12 protein-coding genes are annotated in these 18,171 nt (G+C 74.2%); 9 read left to right on the top strand and 3 right to left on the bottom strand.

The genetic code is table 11. From position 1 onward, the window contains the following. Positions 1-84: 84 nt before the first annotated feature. Together ACLQ2R_RS35530 and ACLQ2R_RS35535 are read left to right on the top strand one after the other, a co-directional pair. Entirely contained in the window at positions 85-924 is an 840-nt protein-coding gene (locus tag ACLQ2R_RS35530; RefSeq protein ID WP_425965805.1) for an LLM class F420-dependent oxidoreductase, read from the top strand. 223 nt (positions 925-1,147) lie between these two features. Then, positions 1,148-3,337: a protein kinase domain-containing protein gene (locus ACLQ2R_RS35535; protein WP_425965806.1), complete on the top strand. Its 2,190-nt coding sequence runs from the start codon at positions 1,148-1,150 to the stop codon at positions 3,335-3,337. Positions 3,338-3,413: 76 nt separating this feature from the next. Here the strand turns inward: ACLQ2R_RS35535 and ACLQ2R_RS35540 are convergent, their stop codons facing one another. Then, positions 3,414-3,962, bottom strand: coding sequence for a TetR/AcrR family transcriptional regulator (locus ACLQ2R_RS35540; protein WP_425965807.1), 549 nt, complete (start codon positions 3,960-3,962; stop codon positions 3,414-3,416). Between the two features lie 123 nt (positions 3,963-4,085). On the opposite strand from ACLQ2R_RS35540, the gene ACLQ2R_RS35545 reads away from it, so the two are divergent. Then, the gene (locus ACLQ2R_RS35545) at positions 4,086-6,323 is read left to right on the top strand and encodes an MMPL family transporter (protein ID WP_425965808.1); all 2,238 of its coding nucleotides are present in this window, start codon (positions 4,086-4,088) and stop codon (positions 6,321-6,323) included. 176 nt (positions 6,324-6,499) lie between these two features. Here the strand turns inward: ACLQ2R_RS35545 and ACLQ2R_RS35550 are convergent, their stop codons facing one another. Continuing rightward, positions 6,500-7,603 carry an alcohol dehydrogenase catalytic domain-containing protein gene (locus ACLQ2R_RS35550; RefSeq protein WP_425965809.1) on the bottom strand — a complete coding sequence of 368 codons (1,104 nt, stop codon included), beginning with the start codon at positions 7,601-7,603 and terminating at the stop codon, positions 6,500-6,502. A gap of 226 nt (positions 7,604-7,829) precedes the next feature. Between ACLQ2R_RS35550 and ACLQ2R_RS35555 the strand changes: the two genes are divergently transcribed. The 6 genes from ACLQ2R_RS35555 to ACLQ2R_RS35580 all read left to right on the top strand — a co-directional run bounded on the left by ACLQ2R_RS35555 (position 7,830) and on the right by ACLQ2R_RS35580 (position 16,175). Further along, positions 7,830-9,086 carry an ABC transporter substrate-binding protein gene (locus ACLQ2R_RS35555; RefSeq protein ID WP_425965810.1) on the top strand — a complete coding sequence of 419 codons (1,257 nt, stop codon included), beginning with the start codon at positions 7,830-7,832 and terminating at the stop codon, positions 9,084-9,086. Positions 9,087-9,304: 218 nt separating this feature from the next. Next, complete coding sequence (locus ACLQ2R_RS35560) at positions 9,305-11,995, top strand: ABC transporter permease subunit (protein WP_425965811.1); 2,691 nt, start codon at positions 9,305-9,307, stop codon at positions 11,993-11,995. 2 nt (positions 11,996-11,997) lie between these two features. Then, entirely contained in the window at positions 11,998-12,738 is a 741-nt protein-coding gene (locus tag ACLQ2R_RS35565; RefSeq protein ID WP_425965867.1) for an ABC transporter ATP-binding protein, read from the top strand. Positions 12,739-12,840: 102 nt separating this feature from the next. Beyond that, positions 12,841-13,986: an acyl-CoA dehydrogenase family protein gene (locus tag ACLQ2R_RS35570; RefSeq protein ID WP_425965812.1), complete on the top strand. Its 1,146-nt coding sequence runs from the start codon at positions 12,841-12,843 to the stop codon at positions 13,984-13,986. Between the two features lie 45 nt (positions 13,987-14,031). After that, on the top strand, positions 14,032-15,333 hold the full coding sequence (locus ACLQ2R_RS35575; protein ID WP_425965813.1) for an acyl-CoA dehydrogenase family protein: 1,302 nt from the start codon (positions 14,032-14,034) through the stop codon (positions 15,331-15,333). After that, positions 15,330-16,175, top strand: coding sequence for a TIGR03619 family F420-dependent LLM class oxidoreductase (locus tag ACLQ2R_RS35580; RefSeq protein ID WP_425965814.1), 846 nt, complete (start codon positions 15,330-15,332; stop codon positions 16,173-16,175). The genes ACLQ2R_RS35575 and ACLQ2R_RS35580 overlap by 4 nt, the downstream gene beginning before the upstream one ends. A gap of 78 nt (positions 16,176-16,253) precedes the next feature. Here ACLQ2R_RS35580 and ACLQ2R_RS35585 read toward each other — a convergent pair whose 3' ends face one another. Further along, on the bottom strand, positions 16,254-18,032 hold the full coding sequence (locus tag ACLQ2R_RS35585; RefSeq protein WP_425965815.1) for a CHAP domain-containing protein: 1,779 nt from the start codon (positions 18,030-18,032) through the stop codon (positions 16,254-16,256). Positions 18,033-18,171: the final 139 nt, after the last annotated feature.

Below are 18,171 nucleotides of genomic sequence, written 5' to 3' on the forward strand. Positions count from 1 at the left end.
ATGATAACCGAGCAATCGCTTGGTTTACCAAGCGGTTCCGCTTGGTCCTTCGAGCGGTTCCGCTCGGCCCGACGGAGGCGCCACATGCGGCTGGGTGTCACGATCTTCGCCACCGACCGTTCCATGCCGGTCGCCGACCTCGCCCGGGCCGCCGAGGAGCGCGGCTTCTCCTCGCTCTACCTGCCCGAGCACACGCACATCCCGGTCTCCCGCCGTACGCCCCCGCCCGCCGGGCAGGCGGTGCTGCCCGACGAGTACCGGCGCACCCTCGACCCGCTCGTCGCGCTCTCGTACGCGGCGGCGGTGACGCGCACGATCGGTCTCGGCACCGGCATCCTGCTCGCCGCCCAGCGCGAGCCCCTCGTCACCGCCAAGGCCGTCGCCACCCTCGACCACCTGTCGGGCGGGCGGGTGACGCTCGGCGTCGGGTTCGGCTGGAACGTCGAGGAGATCGAGGACCACGGGGTCGCGTACGGCTCGCGCCGTGACGTCGCCCGCGAGCACGTGCTGGCGATGAGGGCGCTGTGGAGCCGGGAGGAGGCCGCCTTCGACGGCCGCCACGTGCGCTTCGAGTCCTCCTGGTCCTGGCCCAAACCGCTCTCCGGGCCTCCCGTCCACCTCGGCGGTGCGGCGGGCCCCGTCCTCTTCGCGCACATCGCCGAGTACGCGGACGGGTGGATGCCGATCGGCGGCAGGGGCATCGGGGCGGCGCTGCCCGCGCTGCGTGAGGCGTGCGACAAGGCCGGGCGGGAGATGGCGAGGATCATCCCGTTCGGCACGATCCCCAGCGCGGAGAAGCTCGACCACTACGCCGGGCTGGGCATCGAGGAGGTCGTGCTGGGCCTGCCCGCCGGGACGGCCGACGAGGTGCTCCCGGTGCTCGACGGGTACACCGCCTTCCTGGAGCGGCCCGCGACCGGCTGAGCGTCCCGGACGACGGCTCGTGTGACCATCCGGGTGGGCGCCCGGGTGGCGGGCGCGGGTGACGGCCCGCCGGGACAGGGGGGCGATTCGGGCGTTGTGCACCTCTTGTCCTGGCCCGATCATCACATGAGTGTCACGGTGACGGAGACAAGACCGTCAGCCCCGTTGACTCTCGGCGAAGCTTCTTCTTGAGTGAGAAGGGTGGCGGCGAGGGGAGGCTCGCGTGCCGTATGCGCAGCCGCTCAAAACGGGGGATCCGGCGGCGCTCGGTGAGTACGAGATCATCGGGCGTCTCGGAGAGGGAGGCCAGGGGGTGGTCTATGTCGGGGTGCGCCCCGACACCGGTTCTGAGCCCTATGCCGTCAAGCTCCTGCACGGCGCGCTGGGGGAGGACTCGCAGGTCTTCCTGCGCGAGGTCGAGCTCGCCAAGCAGGTGGCGCGGTTCTGCACGGCCCAGGTGATCGACGCCGGGCTGGACGGCGACCGGCCCTACATCGTCAGCGAGTACGTCGACGGCCCGTCGCTGCACCGCGAGGTCGCGGTCAGCGGACCCCACGAGGGGGGCAGGCTGGAGCGCCTGGCCATCGGCACGGCCACCGCGCTGGCGGCCATCCACCGGGCCGGGATCGTGCACCGCGACTTCAAGCCGCAGAACGTGCTGCTCGGGCCCGACGGGCCGAGGGTCATCGACTTCGGGCTGGCCAGGGCGCTGGACGCGGCGGCCACCCAGAGCGGGCGCGGCGCGGGCACCCCGGCCTACATGGCGCCGGAGCAGGTGGAGGGCGCCGAGATCTGCCCGGCGGCCGACGTCTTCGCCTGGGGCGCCACGATGTGCTTCGCCGCCAACGCGCACGCGCCCTTCGGCCAGGACTCCATCGCGGCCGTGCTGAACCGGATCCTCACCGCGCCCCCGCACCTGGGCCGTCTCGACGGCCTCCTCGGTGCGCTGGTGGCCGGCTGCCTGGACAAGAACCCCCGCAACCGTCCCGACAGCCGGGAGTTGCTGCTCGCGCTGCTCGGCGACGACGGGCGCCGTCCGGTACCCGGCGAGGGCGGGCGGGCACCGGTGCCCGGCGCCGGTGCTCCTCCCGGCCGCTCGGTCCGGGGCCGGTCCGAGGTGTCCGGTCCCGTGCTCCCGGCCGCCCTCTCCCGGCCGTCCGCCTCCCCGGTCGCCCCCGGTGTCTCCTCGTCCGGGGCCCTCCCGCCCGGTGGCCTCCTGTTCGGCGGCCCCCCGTCCGGTGGTTCCTCGTCCGGTGGTTCCTCTGTCGGCGGTCTGTCGGCCGGCGGTCTTCCGTTCCGTGCTCTCCCGCCCGGCGACTCCCGGCCGGCCTCCTCGTCCGGCCGTCTCTCCCGGCAGGTCCGGTCCTGGAGGGCCGTCCCCTTCGACGGCGGGGGGTTCGACGAGCCCAGGACCCATCCGGGCCGGGCGGCCACCAGGGCCTCGGTCGCGTTCTCGGGAGCGCTGCTGGTCAGCGCCGCCGTACTGGTGGGCGTCCTGGTCCCGGGGTTGAGCGGCACCGCCGTGCCGGACCCGCGGACCCGGTCCGCACTGCCGGTGGTGGAGACCGGGCCGCGGCCGGAGAGCACGCCGAGGCGGAGCAGGACGAGCCCTCCGGCCGTGCCCGTCCCGTCGGCCGTGGCCGCCCCGCCGCGCGCGGAAGGCGTCAGGTCCTCCCCGCTTCCGCCCCCCGCGACCACGACGGTCGTGCCCGCCCTCGTCGGGCTGGATCGTTCCGAGGCGGCCCGTCTGATCAGGAAGGCCGGGCTGGTCGCCGGGACGGTCAGCGCCGTCGCCTCCGACCGGCCGGCCGGGCAGGTGCTGGAGACCTCCCCGGCCGCCGGGATCGCGATCCCCAGGAAGGGCAGGGTCGACCTGAAGGTGTCCGCGGGGACCCAGGTGCCCACCCTGACCGGCCTCGCCAGGCGCGAGGCCCAGGCGGCGCTGGTACGGGCCGGTCTCGTGGCCGGCGGGGTGAGCAGGCGCTGCTCGCGGCAGCCGGCCGGGCGGGTCCTCGCCAGCACCCCCGGCGCGGGCGCGCGGGTCTCCCCTGGCAGCGCGGTGTCACTCGTCGTCTCCCGGTACGGGGCCCCGGTGCCGCCGGTGACCGGCCAGGGCGCGGCCGACGCCTCGAACACGCTGGGCGGGGCGGGCTTCGCGGTACGGACCCGGGCGCGGCTGGTCACCGGCTCGGCGCAGGACGGCGTGGTGCTGGCGCAGAACCCGCCGCCGGGCACCTGCGCGCGGCCCGGCGCGACGGTCGTGATCACGGTCGGCGTCGGGGGCCAGACCGGTCCTGGCCCCGGGCCGGGACCCGGGCCGACCGAGGAGCCCGATCCGGGGCAGACCGGCGCGCCGCCCGATCCCCCGGACCCGCCGGAGACCGTTCCCGGCCAGGCCGCCCCCTCGGGGTGACCGGCGGCGGGGTGTGACCGGGTGAGGCGGGGCGCGGGGGTGCCGGTGGGACGCGGTGAGGGGTCGCGGCGCGGGGTCAGGGGGAGGCGGGGCCGAAGGCGGCCCGCGCGAAGGTCAGCAGGGTGTCCCTGACCTCCTCCTCGGGCATGTCGATCGTCTTGACCACCGCGTACTGGAGTGAGCCCAGCAGGGCCCACGCCCGGACCGTGCGCTCCGTGCCGGGTTCAGGCCCGGCCAGGCGCTGGTAGATCCGGTCGCGGAAGGCGCGCAGGGCCTCGCCGGGGGAGCCGGGGGGCGCGTCGTCGGCGGTGTTGATGTCCTCCATGATCAACCGGATGATCGCCCGGTGCCGGACGACGAAGGTCACCAGGGCCTCGACGAAGGCGAGGTCGTCGTCGAAGTCGCCGTCGAGCAGGCCCACGATGTCCTCGGCGGCGGGCGAGATCAACTCCGTGGCCAGCCGGTCCTTGGGATGGAAGTGATAGGCGACGGCCGTCTTGGTCAGGCCCACGGCCGAGGCGATGTCGGCCAGCGAGGTCGCCGCGTAGCCGCGCTCGGCGAACAGGCGCCGGGCGGCGTCCAGGATCCGGTCACGCGTATCGGTGCCGGGCTCAAGTGTGGTCATCGTCTCAATCCAGGCCCGTCCACGGCATCTCGCATTCTCCTCGCATAGTCTTGTACCGGCGGTTTGTACGACCGTACAGGACGACGTTTCAAGAACATCTCACTTTTCACGGGGCGGACATCGATGTCTGGTTTGCTGGGTCGGCTGGGGAGCTGGTGCGCACGGCACGGAAGGGCGGTGCTGGCGCTGTGGGTGGCCGCGGCGGTGCTGCTGACCGCGGGTTCGGTGTTCTTTCCCGGCCCCACCAGCAACGACACCAGCATTCCCGGCACCGACGCGCAGCGGGCCCTGGACCTGATGAGGGAGGGGTTCGGCTCCGAGTACAGGACCGGCGGCACCTTCCAGATGGTCCTCTACTCGCCTGAAGGACCGCTCACCGACAAGGCCAGGAAACGCGCGGTGGAACGCGCCGTCGACCAGGTCCGCGACGTCCCGGACGTGGCGGAGGTGAAATCCCCCTACCGGGTCGGCGGGCTCGCGCCCAGCCTGGAGATCGGCCTCATCACCGTCAAGCTGAAGGACGGCGCGTCCGGAACGCGGTCCGAGATGGTCAAGCGTGTCTCCGACGCGGCCGGGCCCGCGCGGGCGGCGGGCGTCGAGGTGGTGCCGGCCGACTCGTCCAACCCGGCGGACAAGGAGATCAAGACCGGGACGAGCGAGATCATCGGCATCGTCTGCGCGCTGCTGGTCCTGCTGCTCGCGTTCGGCACCCTGGTCGCCGCGATGATCCCGATCTTCGTCGCGCTGGTCAGCATCGCGACCGGGCTCGGCGTGATCAGCCTGCTCGGTCACCTGCTGGACGTGCCCAAGCAGGCGTCGATCATGGCGACGATGATCGGCCTCGGTGTCGGCATCGACTACGCGCTCTTCCTGCTCAGCAGGCACCGCAAGCTGCTGGCCGACGGGCTGCCGGTGCACGAGGCCGTCCGCAGGGTCGTCGCCTCCTCGGGCGGCGCCGTGGTGTTCGCCGGCGGCACGGTGATCATCGCGCTCAGCGCGCTGCTGCTCGCGGGCTTCCCCCTGCTGCAGACGCTCGGCTGGATCACCGGCATCTCGGTCGTCGCCGCGGTGGTCACCTCGGTCACCCTGGTCCCCGCGCTGCTGGGCCTGCTCGGGCACCGCGTCAACGCGCTCCGCCTGCCGTTCGTGGGGCGGCGGGGCAACCACGGCTCCTCCGGCTGGACCGGGCTGGGCCTGTGGGTGGCCAGGCGCCCCTGGACCGTGCTCGCGCTCAGCGTCACCCTGCTGGCCGCGCTGGCCGCGCCCGCCCTGGGGATGAAGCTGGGCACGCTCGACGACGGCTACGGCGACCGGGGCACCGACACGCGGCGCGCGTACGAGCTGCTGGAGGCCGGGTTCGGGCCCGGCATGAACGGCCCCCTCATCGTGGTGGCGGCCCTGGACACCAGGGTCGTGGACCGCGAGCCCGCCCCGGCCGTGCTGCAGATCCTCAAGGACCGCGTCGCGGACGTCGAGGGGGTGGCCCACGTCGGCGACCCGGTCCTCAACACGCGCGGCACGGCGGCGCTGGTGCAGGCGATCCCGGACTACGCCCCGGCCGACCCCCGGGCCCTGGAGGTGGTGGAGGCGGTCCGCGCGCTCGACGTCCCCGGCGCCGAGGTGCACGTGGGCGGAAAGGTCGCCGGCATGGCCGACGCCGGTGACAGGATCGCCGGCCGTACGCCGCTGGTCGTCGGCGTGGTGATCCTGCTCAGCGCGCTGCTGCTGCTCCTGGCGTTCCGCTCGCCGGTCGTGGCGATCAAGGCCGCGCTGATGAACCTGGTCTCGCTCGGCGCCGCGTTCGGCGCGCTGTCGCTGGTCTTCTCGCTGGGCCTGGGCAGCGCCCTGGTCGGCATGGACCCGCCGGTCAGCGTGGACGGCTCCTACCTGAACACGATCTTCTTCACGGTGCCGATCGACAGCTACATCCCGCTGATGCTGTTCGCGATCCTGTTCGGCCTGTCCATGGACTACGAGGTCTTCCTGCTCACGGCGGTGCGCCAGGCCTACCTCAGGCACGGCGACAACCGCAGGGCGGTGGCCGAGGGGCTGGGCTCGACCGGCCGGGTCATCACCTCCGCGGCGCTGATCATGGTCGCGGTCTTCGTGGCGTTCATCGCCTACCCCGACCCGATGGTCAAGATCTTCGGGGTGGGCCTGGCGGTGGCCATCGCGGTGGACGCGACCATCATCCGTGGCCTGCTGGTCCCGGCGACCATGGTGCTGCTGGGCAGGCTCAACTGGTGGTGTCCTCCGTGGCTGGACCGCATCCTGCCGAACCTCTCCGTGGAGGGTCACGAGGAGGAGGACGAGCGGGAGCCGGAGCCGGTCAGGGAACTCGTCGGCGCCGGTCGCGGCTGACGGGGACGGGCCGCCGGGCCGGAGGGTTCCGGCGGCGATGATCCCGGGGTGGTCCGGTTGGGGGATTCCGGCGGCGAGGGCCCCGGGGTGGCCGGGCCGGGAGATTCCGGTCGCGGGAACCCCGGGACGGTCGCGCACGGCGGACACGGCGGGCACGGCGGGCACGGCGGGCACGGTCAGTCGAAGACGATGACGCTGCGGGCCACCGCCCCCGCCCGGACGTGCCGGACCGCCTCGTTGATCTCCTCCAGCGGGAGCCGCTCGCTGACCAGGCGGTCCAGGTCGAGGCGGCCGCGCAGGTACTGCTCGGCGAGCATGGGCAGGTCCCTGACCGGGGCGGCGTCACCGCCCTGGGTGCCCATCAGGCGCCGGGAGGCGAACAGCAGGCCCGGTTCGACGCGGATCGGCTCCCCCTGGGGCGGGCTGCCGACCATCACGGTCGTGCCGCCGGGCTGGGTGGAGGCGAAGGCGGCCCCGAGCACCCCGGCCACCCCGGTCACGTCGAAGGCGTAGTCCACGCCGCCCCTGACGATCTCGCCCACCCGCGCGGGCAGGTCGCCGGCGAGGATCGTGTGGGTGGCGCCGAACTCCTCGGCGAGCTTCAGCTTCTGTGCGGCCACGTCGGCGGCGACGATGGTCGTGGCCCCGGCGAGCACGGCGCCCTGGATCACGTTCAGGCCGACCCCGCCGCACCCGACCACCAGCACGCTGGCGCCGGGAGTGACCCTCGCGACGTTCAGCACCGCGCCGACGCCGGTGACCACTCCGCAGGCCAGCAGGCACATCACGTCGAACGGCGCGTCCTCGGCGATCCGGACGCACATCGGCTCGTTGACCACGGCGTACTCGGCGAACGAGCCGATGCCGATCATCGTCCTGGCGGCCTCGCCGTCCACCGTGATCCTGGTGCCGCCGTCGCGCGCCGTGCCGGTGACGGCCGCGAGCCTGGCCGGGCCAGAGCAGAGGTGGAAGCGGCCGCCGCCGCAGTTGCGGCAGCGCCCGCACGGGCCGTTCATCGCGATGATCACGTGATCGCCGGGCCGGACGCCGGTCACGCCGTCGCCGACGCTCTCCACGACCCCGGCGCTCTCGTGGCCGAGGACGAAGGGGAGCCGCCTGACGACCGGGCTCCTGCCGTCCATGGCCTTGAGGTCGGACCCGCACACGCCCGAGGCCCTGATCCGCACCCGCACCTCGCCGGGGCCGGGGTCGGAGATCTCGACCTCGCGTACCTCCAGCGCCTCACCGAACCCGGTGAGTACGGCCGCACGCATCAACATGTCCGCTCCCCTCGCGCCGAGGACCCCGTGCGCTCCGCACGCTAGCCGGGGGCAGGAGCATAAGCAAGCAATTGCTTGGTAAGGTGGCCTCCGGCGTGAGGCGGCTTCCGGCCGGTCCCGGTGGATCACTCCATTGACACTGCCGAATCGCAAATCTACGCTGACGAAACCAAGCGAGCGCTAGGCCAAAACCATCCGCGGACGCGTGGCAGGGCAGGGAGCGACCATGGGACGGCAGGCAGTGCGACTCATCGGCCTGGTGGCCGCGACGGCGCTCGCCGCCGCCGGCTGCGCGGCCGAGCGGAAGGCCGCGGGCGGTGAGGGACCGGCAGGGACGGCCGGGGTGACCGCCACGACGATCACGGTGGGCGGCGTGCTCACCAAGACCAGCGCGAGCGGTTACTCCACCAAGGACGCCGAGATCGGGGCCCGGGCCAGGTTCGCGCGGGCGAACGAGGCAGGCGGCGTGCACGGCCGCACCGTCGAGTTCCTCGGGGCCGAGGACGACACCCAGGACGCGGCCAAGGGGGACGCGGCGGCCAAGAAACTGGTCCAGAGGGACCGGGTGTTCGCGCTCGTCCCCGTGCACGCGCCCAACTTCGGCGGCGCGACCTTCCTGGAGCAGCAGGGCGTGCCCTGGTTCGGCTGGGCCACCGGCCCGCAGTGGTGCGGGACGAAGACCGGCTTCGGCTACAACGGCTGCCTGGCCCCGAAGCCGGGCGCGGGCTCGCAGACCTGGTGGGGCAACCAGATGGCCGGGCTCATCGGCGGCTCGGCGGGCAGGAGCGTCTACATCCAGACGACCGACTCCAGCGGCAGCAAGTACGGCGGCAGGACCATCGCGCAGTCCTTCGAGGCCGCCGGCTTCACGCTGGCCGGCGTCAGTTCGGGCCTGCCGGCCGCGGCCCCGCCGCCCGACTGGCTCCCGTACGTCAACAAGATCATGACGGCCGACGGCGGCGGGCCGCCGGACCTGGTGGTCTCGATCATCGCCGGCACCAAGTTCAACACCGGTCTGTACGGCGCGCTGAAGAAGGCCGGCTACAAGGGTCTGTTGTCGGACGCGACCAGCTACGACGCCGCCATCCTCAAGGACCCGGCCACGGCCCAGGCCCTGGAGGGCGTGATCGCGGCCCCGATGTTCGAGCCCTTCGAGTCGAAGGCCGCCGAGATCGCCCAGCTCAAGGCGGACGTGGAGAGGACCGCCCCGGGCACCGTGCCGACCCAGCACCTGGCCATCGGCTACTGGGCGGCCGACATCTTCCTCAAGATCCTGGAACAGACCGGCAGGGAGCTGACCAGGGAGAGGTTCCTGGCGACCGCCAACGGCTCCTTCAGCTACGAGAACCCGGGCTTCGGCCGGATCCGCTACCCCAGGGACCACACCGAGCCCAACGGCTGCGGCGCCCTGGTCAGGCTGGAGAAGGGCGTCTTCACCGTGGCCAGGAACATGAAGTGTTTCGACAACGTCCCGCTCAGATAGGGGGCGCCGGCGCGTCGCCCACGCCTGTGGCGGGCCACGTGGGCGGCGGGACGGGGGCGACCGGGGTGCCCGCGCGGCACCCCGGCGCCCACGCGGGCCTCCCTCGCGGGGCGCCCCGGCGTACGACGCGGCCAACGCGGGCCTCCCTCGCGGGGCGCCCCGGCGTACGACGCGGACCCGTCCGGTGACCAGGCGCGAAACTCCGGGGTGAGGCCTTCATGTCCGAACTGGTCGGTTACGTTCTCAGCGGCCTCGTCACCGGGGCCGTCTTCGCGGTCATGGCCTCCGGGCTGACCCTGTCCTACGCGGCGACCGGCGTGTTCAACTTCGCCCACGGGGCCGTCGGGTTCCTGTCCGCGCTGGTGTTCTTCGAGCTCAACGTGGGACTCGGGTGGCCCGCCTGGGCGTCGGGACTGTTCGCGGTGGCGGTGTTCTCGCCGCTGCTCGGCCACCTGCTGCACCGGGTCATGTTCCGCGGCCTCGCCCAGGCCGGGGAGACCGCGCAGATCGTCGGGACCGTCGGCCTGACGATCGCGCTGCCCGCCCTCGGACTGCTGGCCGTCGACCTGGTCGCCGAGCCGCTCGGGCTGCCGCGCGCCGACGCGACCTCGCTCCCGCGCGGCCTCGGCCCCTACCCGGCGATCGCCTACACCCTCGGCGGTGTCCACCTCGACTCCGACCAGCTCATCACCTTCGCCTTCGCGGTGCTGGCCGCCGCCGGGCTGTGGGCCTTCATGCGGCACACGCCGTACGGGCTGAGGATGCGCGCCTCGGTGGACCGCCGCGGGCTGGCCACCCTGCGCGGGATCGACGCCGACGCCTCCTCGGCCCTGGCCTGGACGCTGGGGTCGGCGCTCGCCGGGCTCGCCGGGGTGCTGGCGGTCTCGACCCTGGGACTGGACTCCACGGCGTTCACCGTGATGCTCTTCGTCTCGGCGACGGCCGCGGTGTTCGGCAGGCTGAGGTCGATCCCGTGGACGTTCGCGGCCGGGCTGGGACTCGGCGTGGTGCAGAACCTGGTCGCCGGGTACGCCGACTTCGCCGAGGACGTCACCGGGCTGCGCACCGCCGTGCCGGTGATCCTGCTCTTCGCCGGGCTGATCCTGCTCAACCGGTCCGGGGAGCGCGTCGCCGGGTCCGCGGCCGAGGACGCGCCCCCGCCCGACCACCTCGCGGACCTGCCGCCGTGGCGGCGGCGGCTGCCGTGGGCGGTGGCGCTGGTCGCGCTGCTCGCCTGGACCCTCACCCGCCCGGCCGACGACTTCTGGGTGGGCGTGGTCGCCCACGGACTCGTCCTCGCGCTGATCTTCTGCTCGTTCACGGTGGTCACCGGCATCGGGGGCATGGTCAACCTCGCCCAGGCGTCCTTCGCCGCGATGGCCGCGCTCACCTGCGGCTGGGCCTTCTCCTCCGGTCTGCCGCTGCCGGTGGCGATCCTGCTGGGGGTGCTCGGCGCGACGGCGGCCGGCGTGCTCGTGGCACTGCCCGCGCTGCGGCTGGGAGGGCGGATCCTCACCCTGGCCACGCTCGCCCTGGCCCTTCTCGCCGACCAGGTGCTGTTCCAGATCGACGCGTTCAGCAACGGCACGATCGGCTGGCCGCTGCCCGCCCTCGGCCTGGGCCTCGCCGACACCACCGACCCCCGGGTCAGGGTCGTGCTGCTGCTGGCCCTGATCGGGCTGGTCGGCCTGCTGGTCCGCAACCTGGAACGGTCGGCCTCGGGCCGGGCGATCCTGGCCGTCCGCTCCGCACCGGCCGCCGCGACCACCTCGGGCATCTCGGCCCCGCGCACCAAGATCATGATCTTCGCGCTGGCGTCCGGGATCGCCGGGCTGGGCGGGGTGCTGTTCGCGATCTCCAAGGGCTCGGTGACCGCGACGGACCTGCCGGCCTTCACCGGGTTCGTCTGGCTGGCCGTGGTGGTCCTGCAGGGCGTGCGGCGGATCGGCGGTGCCGTGCTCGGCGGGCTGATCGCCGCGGTCTTCCCCGAGCTGCTGGCCGGATGGCACGTCTCCGCCCACGTCGGCGCGATCCTCTTCGGTACCGGCGGCATGATCCTGGCCCGGCACCCGGACGGGGTGCTCGCCCAGATGGCCGAGGCCCGCCACCGCCGCCGTCACCGCACTCGCGACCGCACCCGGGGTCCGCGCCTGGAGCGCGTCGCCGTGCGGCCCGAGGCGCCCGCGCGAGAGGACGTCGTGGCGTCCGTGCCGCAGGACACGCCGGGGGGTGCCCTGTTCACGCTGGAGAACGTGGTCGCCGGATACGGGGACGTCACCGTGCTGCGCGGGGTGGACCTCGCCGTACGGCCGGGGGAGGTGGTGGCGCTGCTCGGCGCGAACGGCGCGGGCAAGTCCACGACCTGCGCGGCCGCGGCCGGAGACCTGCCGCTCACGGCCGGGCGGGTGACCCTGGACGGGGCCGACGTGACCTCCTGGCCGGCGTACCGCCGCGCGCGGGGCGGGGTGCTGCTCGCACCCGAGGGGCGCGGGGTGTTCCCCGGGCTGACCGTGGAGGAGAACCTGCGGACCTGGCTCGACGACCCGGGTCCGGTCTACGAACGGCTGCCGCAGCTCGCCCGGCGCAGGGGGCTCGCCGCCGGGGCCCTCTCCGGGGGCGAGCAGCAACTGCTCACCCTGGCCCCGGCGCTGGTCAGGCCGCCCCGCGTGCTGATCGCCGACGAGCCGTCACTCGGCCTGGCGCCGCTCGTCGTGGGGCAGGTCTTCGAGGTCTTCGCCGAGCTCCGCGAACGGGGCGTCGCGCTGCTCCTGGTGGAGGAGAAGGCCGTCTCGGTCCTGGAGATCGCCGACACCGTCGCGTTCATGCGGCTGGGCCGGATCACCTGGACCGGCCCCCGCGCGCAGGTGGACGGGGCCCGCCTCACCGCCGCCTACCTGGGGGTCTCGTGACGATGTTGAGCGTACGGGCCGTGTCGGTGGCGTTCGGCGGTGTACGGGCGCTCGCCGACGTCTCCTTCGAGGTGCCGCCGGGGCAGGTCTGCGGGGTGATCGGACCCAACGGGGCCGGCAAGACCACGCTGTTCGACGTGATCTCCGGGCTCCGCCGCCCGACCTCGGGGACGGTCGCGGTCGCGGGCCGCGACGTCACGGGGACGCCGGCGCTGCGGCGCGCGCGCGACGGGGTGCGCCGCACCTTCCAGCGCACCCAGGTGTTCGGCCGGCTGAGCGTGGCCGACAACGTGCTGACCGCCATGGAGTGGCGGGGCGGGGGCGGGGGACTCCCCGCCGACCTGGCCGGCTGGCGGGGGCGCCGCCGGCTGGAGCGGGAACGCGGGGAGCGCGTGGAGGAGATGCTGGAGCTGTGCGGGCTGACCGCGCTGCGCGCCACCCCCGCCGCGGCCCTCCCGGCCGGGACGAGGCGCATGGTCGAGCTGGCCCGTGCCCTGGCCGACGCACCGTCCCTGCTGCTGCTGGACGAGCCCACCTCCGGCCTCGACGCCGACCAGACCGCCCGCATCGCCGACGTCGTCAGGGGGCTGGAGACGACGATCCTGCTGGTCGAGCACGACATGGCGTTCGTGATGGACACCTGCGAGCACCTCGTCGTCCTCGACCTCGGCAGGGTCATCGCCTCGGGGACCCCCGCCGAGATCGGCCGCGACCCCGTGGTCCGCGCGGCCTACCTCGGCTGACGGTGCCGGCGCCCGTCCGGGCCTCTCAGGTCATTACACCTAGGCCGTCCGGCGGGTGGCCGCTCCCTGTACGCTTTCCCAAGCGTGCGCTAGGTTGGTTGGGTGGATCTGGACTTCACTCCGGCCGAGCGGGCGTTCCGGGCCGAGGTACGGGACTGGCTGGCCGTGAACGTGCCCGCCGCCCCGCTGCCGTCCATGGACACCCCGGACGGCTTCGAGGCGCACCGCGAATGGGAGCGTCTCCTGGCCTCCGCGAGGCTCTCGGTGGTCTCCTGGCCCGTCGAGTACGGCGGGCGGGGAGCGAGTCTCGTCGAATGGCTGATCTTCGAGGAGGAGTACTGGGCGGCGGGCGCGCCCGGCAGGGTCGGCCAGAACGGCATCTTCCTGCTGGCGCCCACCCTGTTCTCCCACGGCACGGCCGGGCAGCGGACGCGCTTCCTGCCTCCCATGGCCGGGGCCGACGAGGTCTGGGCCCAGGCGTGGTCGGAGCCCGAGGCGGGCAGCGACCTGGCCGCCCTGGTCTCCCGCGCCGAACGGGTGGAGGGCGGCTGGCGGCTGTACGGGCAGAAGACCTGGAGCTCCCGGGCCTGCCACGCGGGCTGGGGATTCGGCCTGTTCAGGACCGACCCCGCCTCCTCCCGGCACCGGGGCCTGACCTACTTCATGTTCCCGCTGGACGACGTCACCGTGCGGCCCATCGCCCAGCTCGACGGGGAGCACGGGTTCGCCGAGCTCTTCTTCGACGGCGTCGCCGTCCCCGACGACCTGGTCCTCGGCGCTTCCGGAGAGGGCTGGCGGATCGCGATGGCCACCACGTCGTCGGAGCGGGGCCTCACCCTGCGCAGCCCCGGCCGGTTCCTGGCCACCGCCGACCGGCTGGTCCGGCTGGCCCGCGCCGAGGGGACCGATCCCGTCCTGGCCGACCAGGCCGCCCGCGCCAGGGTGGACGCCGAGGCCTATCGCCTGCACACCTTCGGCACCGCCCGCAGGCTGGCGGCGGGGGAGGAGATCGGCCCCGCCTCCAGCATGGGCAAGGTGTTCTGGTCCGAGCTCGACGTGCGCATGCACGCCCTCGCGCTCCGGCTGCTGGGCGAGCGCGGCCTCCTGGGCGCCGGAGCCCCCGGCGCGCCGGACGGCGGGCGCTGGCTGGACGGCTTCCTGTTCTCCCTCGCCGGCCCGATCTACGCGGGCACCAACGAGATCCAGCGCAACATCATCGCCGAACGCGTCCTGGGGCTCCCCCGTTGACCTCCCCCCTCGTGACAGGGGGTATCCCCGCGCCGGAGGTGCTCGATGAACTTCGCCTTCACCGACGACCAGCTCGCGCTGGCCGCCACCGTCAGGGACGTGCTCGCGGCCCACTGCCCGCCCCGGGCGGTGCGGACCGAGCGCACCCCCGCCTGGTCCCGGCTCGCCGAGATCGGGCTGTTCGGCCTGATGGTCCCCGAGGAGTACGAAGGGCTCGGGCTGGGCCTCGTCGACGCCGTACCGGCCCTGGAGGAGACCGGGCGGGCCGCGCTCCCGGGCCCGGTGGCGGAGACCGTGGCGGCGGCTCCGGCCCTTCTGGCCGGGAACCCGCTGCTGGGCGAGCTCGCCAAGGGCTCGCTCCGGGTGAGCACGATCGTCGGCGACCAGGTCTACGCGCCCGACGCGGACCTGGCGGACCTGCTGATCGTCGAGCGCGACGGGGTTCCGTACGCGGTGAGCCCGGACCGGGTGCGGCTCACGCCGCAGCCGGGCGTGGACCGGACCAGGAGGCTGTTCGGCGTGGACCTGGGGACGGTGAACCCGCGGACCGTGGACCCGGGGGCGGAAGACGGGGCCGAGGCCGGGTCCGGCGGGGCGTCCCGCCCGGAGGCCCGCGGCGTGACCCGGCTCACGGTCCCGACGGAGGGTGTGGTCCGGCCTCCGGTCCCGGGAGGAGGCGTGGTCCGGCCTCCGGTCCTCGGAGGAGGCCTGGTCCGGCTTCCGGTCCGGACGGCGCCGGCCGTCCGGGCGGTCACCGTGGCCGTCGCCGCCCAGCTGGTCGGGCTGGCCCGGCACCTGCTGGACGCGAGCGTCGCCCACGCGCTGACCCGCAGGCAGTTCGGCGTCCCGATCGGGTCGTTCCAGGCGGTCAAGCACCTGCTCGCCGACGTCGCGGTGGCCGTCGAGTTCACCGCCCCGCTGGTCTGCGCCGCGGCCGTCGCGGTGGACCGGGACCTGCCGTCCGCCGGGCGGGACGTGGCCGCGGCCAAGGCGGGGGCCGGGGAGACCGCCGAGCTGGCCGCCAGGGCGGCGTTGCAGGTGCACGGCGCGATGGGTTACACCGAGGAGTTCGACCTGCACCTGTGGCTGGCCCGGGTGTGGTCCCTGTCGGCCGCCCACGGCGGCACCGCCCTGCACCGCTCGCGCCTGAGAGCCATGATCCTCGGGCGGTGCTCCTGCGAGGGGCCGTCGCACGGGTCCGGCGAGGGATCTTGTGAGGGACCTGATCGGAGGTTCGGTGAGGGACCCGGCCGGAGGTTCGGTGAGGGATCTGATGAGGGGCCTGGCGGGAGGTTCGGTGAGGGGCCTCGCGAGGGGACCGGCGAGGGAATCGGGGGGTCGCGATGAGGTTCGGGGTTCCGCTGGGGCTGCTCCACCCGGACGCGTGGCGGGACGTCGCGGTCGCCGCCGACGAGCTGGGGTTCGAGTCGGTGTGGCTGCCCGAGCACCTGGTGTTCGCCACCGACCTGTCGCTGGCGGTCTACCCGGGGACCGACAGGCCGGGCATCTCCCCGCGTACCCCCCTCTTCGACGCCCCCGCCTACCTGTGCTGGCTGGCCGGGCTGACCTCGCGGATCCGGCTCGGCACCGCCGTGTACCTGTACGCGCTCAGGCACCCCTTCGTCTCCGCCCGCGCCTTCGCCACCCTGGACCGGGTCTCCGGCGGGCGTGCCGTCTGCGGGGTCGGCGCCGGCTGGTACGAGGGGGAGTGGGTGGCCGCGGGGGTGGACTTCGCCGGCCGGGGGGCCCGCCTGGACGAGGCGATCGAGGTGACCCGGAGGCTCTGGTCAGAGCCGGTCGTCGCGCACACCGGGCGCTTCTACGCCTTCCCGGAGGTCGCCTTCGAACCCAAGCCCGTCCAGGAACGGCTGCCGATCCTGGCCGGGGGCGAGTCGGAGGCGGCCCTGCGGCGGGCGGCCGGGCTCTGCGACGGCTGGATCAGCATGCCGCACTCCCTGGAGACGATCCGCCCGCGCCTGGACAGGCTCGCCGTGCTTCGCGACCGGCACGGCGCCACCGGCGACCGGCCCTTCTCGCTCACCGTGCACGCCTACGAGCTCGCCGGTCCCGAGGAGGTCCCGCGCTGGGAGGCGCTCGGGGTGGACCGCATGATCGTCCGCCCCTGGAGGCGCGGCCGCGACGCCGTGGCCGCCCTGGAGACCTTCGCGGCCGGCCACCTCGGCTCCTGAGGCGGCACCCGCTCCCGGGAGCCGCCCCGCGAGGCCACCGGCAGGGGTCGCCAGGCAGGGACCGCTGGGCAGGGGTCGCTAGGCCGGGACCCTCGCCCGGCGGCGTCCTTGGTAACCGCTGTGCTCCAGGACGTCCCCCGCCTCGACCGGCGGCGCGACCGGAACGGTACGGGCGACGGGACGGCCCCGGCCGCCGCGGAGCGCGGGGAAGGGCATGGCGGAGGTGGTGGACGGGACGGGCCCGGCCGGGCGGGTCGAGACGGCCGGGACGGCAGGGACGGCAGGGACGGCCGGGACGGTCGTGGTGACCGTGGAGTCGGTCCGGCGATGACGGCGGCCGCGCAGGGGGGCGTCCTGGACGAAGGTGGACGACTCCACCACGGGCCGCTCGTGCAGGCGGCGCCTGCCCCGGTAGGGCGCGCGGGGACGGTCGTCGCGCGGGGCCCACGCCCGGGTCTCCTCGCGAGGACCGTGCGAGGACCACTCCCGGATCTCCTCGGGAAGGCCGTACCAGGCCGATGCCCGCGTCCCCTCGGGAAGGCCGTGCGGGACCGATGCCCGCGTCCCCTCGAGGAGGTCGCGGGAGGCCCGTGTCCGGGGCCCGTCGAGAAGGTCGCGCGGTGCCCGCGTGCCGATCTCCTCAAGAAGATCGACGGGGGTCGTGATCGCGGGGAACCCGGCCGCCACGGCCGGGGTGAACGACGTGGTCGCCGGGACGATCTCCTGGCGCCTCCCGGCCACGCGGGCCGTGACGGGGGCGTTCCTCGGCATGCGGCGCCGGCCGGGGGCGCGCCTGCGGCCCGGGGACCTGCGCGGGGGCGCGACCGGCACGACGCGTTCGGCGGCGGCCGCCACGAGCCGTAGCCGCGACTGCTTCGCCTTGGTGTGCACGAGGATCGCGACCGCGGCCAGCAGCACCGGGGCGAGCACCGCCGGGGTGCCGAGCTCGGGGGTGTACCCGGTGTAGTCGCTCGTCGCGGCGGCCGGCGCGGTCGCGAGCGCGCTGGTGTCGGCGGTGGACGCCTTGGCGTGCTTGCCCGGCGTGCCACGTCCTGTGGTGGACGTCTTGGCCTGCTCGCCCGCCGCGCTCCGGCCGGCGGTGGCCGGGACCTGGGCGCCGGCCTCGGCTCCCCGCTCGCTCCGCGGGGCCTTGGTGGCGTCGGCCTTCCCGGAGGTGGCGCCGGAGCGTGCCTCGGCCTTGGGGGCCTGTTCCCGGGCCTGCTCGGCGGGCTTGGCGTGCTTGGGGGACGCCGTGGCCGTACCGGGACCCGCGGAGGCCCGGGCGGGGGCGGGGGTGGGGGCGACGGCGACGAGGTTCCCGGGCAGTTCGACGGTGGGGCCGATCGAGCCGGTGACGGAGTTGGGGTCGAGGATCGTCTGCTTCTGCTGGGCCTCCCGGTCCAGCCGGATCTTGATCTTCTCGGGGTACCCGTAGCCGACGACCTTGTCGGTCTCACGCTGCTTGCGCTTGGCGACGCCGCCGTCGATGTTGCCCTCGATCGTGTGGATCCTGCCGCCCTCGACGGCGGTGACGATCCCGACATGATCGATGCGGTCGACGTTGGCGGAGCCGCCCCAGTCGAAGAAGACGATGGCGCCGGGCTTGGGGACGGTCCCCCAGGCGTCCTGCTCCCGGAACCACTTCGCGTGGTGGACGGTGTAGGCGAACTGGCCCACCCAGTCCTGGTAACCGAGCTGCTTGGCCGCCCACGACAGGTACATGTCGCACCAGGGCGCGGAGGTGTAGTCGGCGTCGAACTCGACGGTCTTGCCGTACCAGCTGCCGAACTTGGTGTAGCCGTCGTTCTTCTCGGAGTAACCGAGCTGGCTCTCGAGCAGCTCGATGAACTTCTGCATCTCAGGGATCATGTGAGGCATCAGGGGGACCCCCGGCGGCCGTACGTCCTGGTCGCTCCGCCCTGCGACCCGGCCACCGGGAGACAGGGTTGGACGACGGCACGTTCACGCTGACCCACCGTGGGGGCGATGGGACGCG

Origin of the sequence: Streptosporangium sp. DT93 (assembly GCF_049844535.1) — a bacterium.
In the GTDB taxonomy this organism is placed as follows: domain Bacteria; phylum Actinomycetota; class Actinomycetes; order Streptosporangiales; family Streptosporangiaceae; genus Streptosporangium.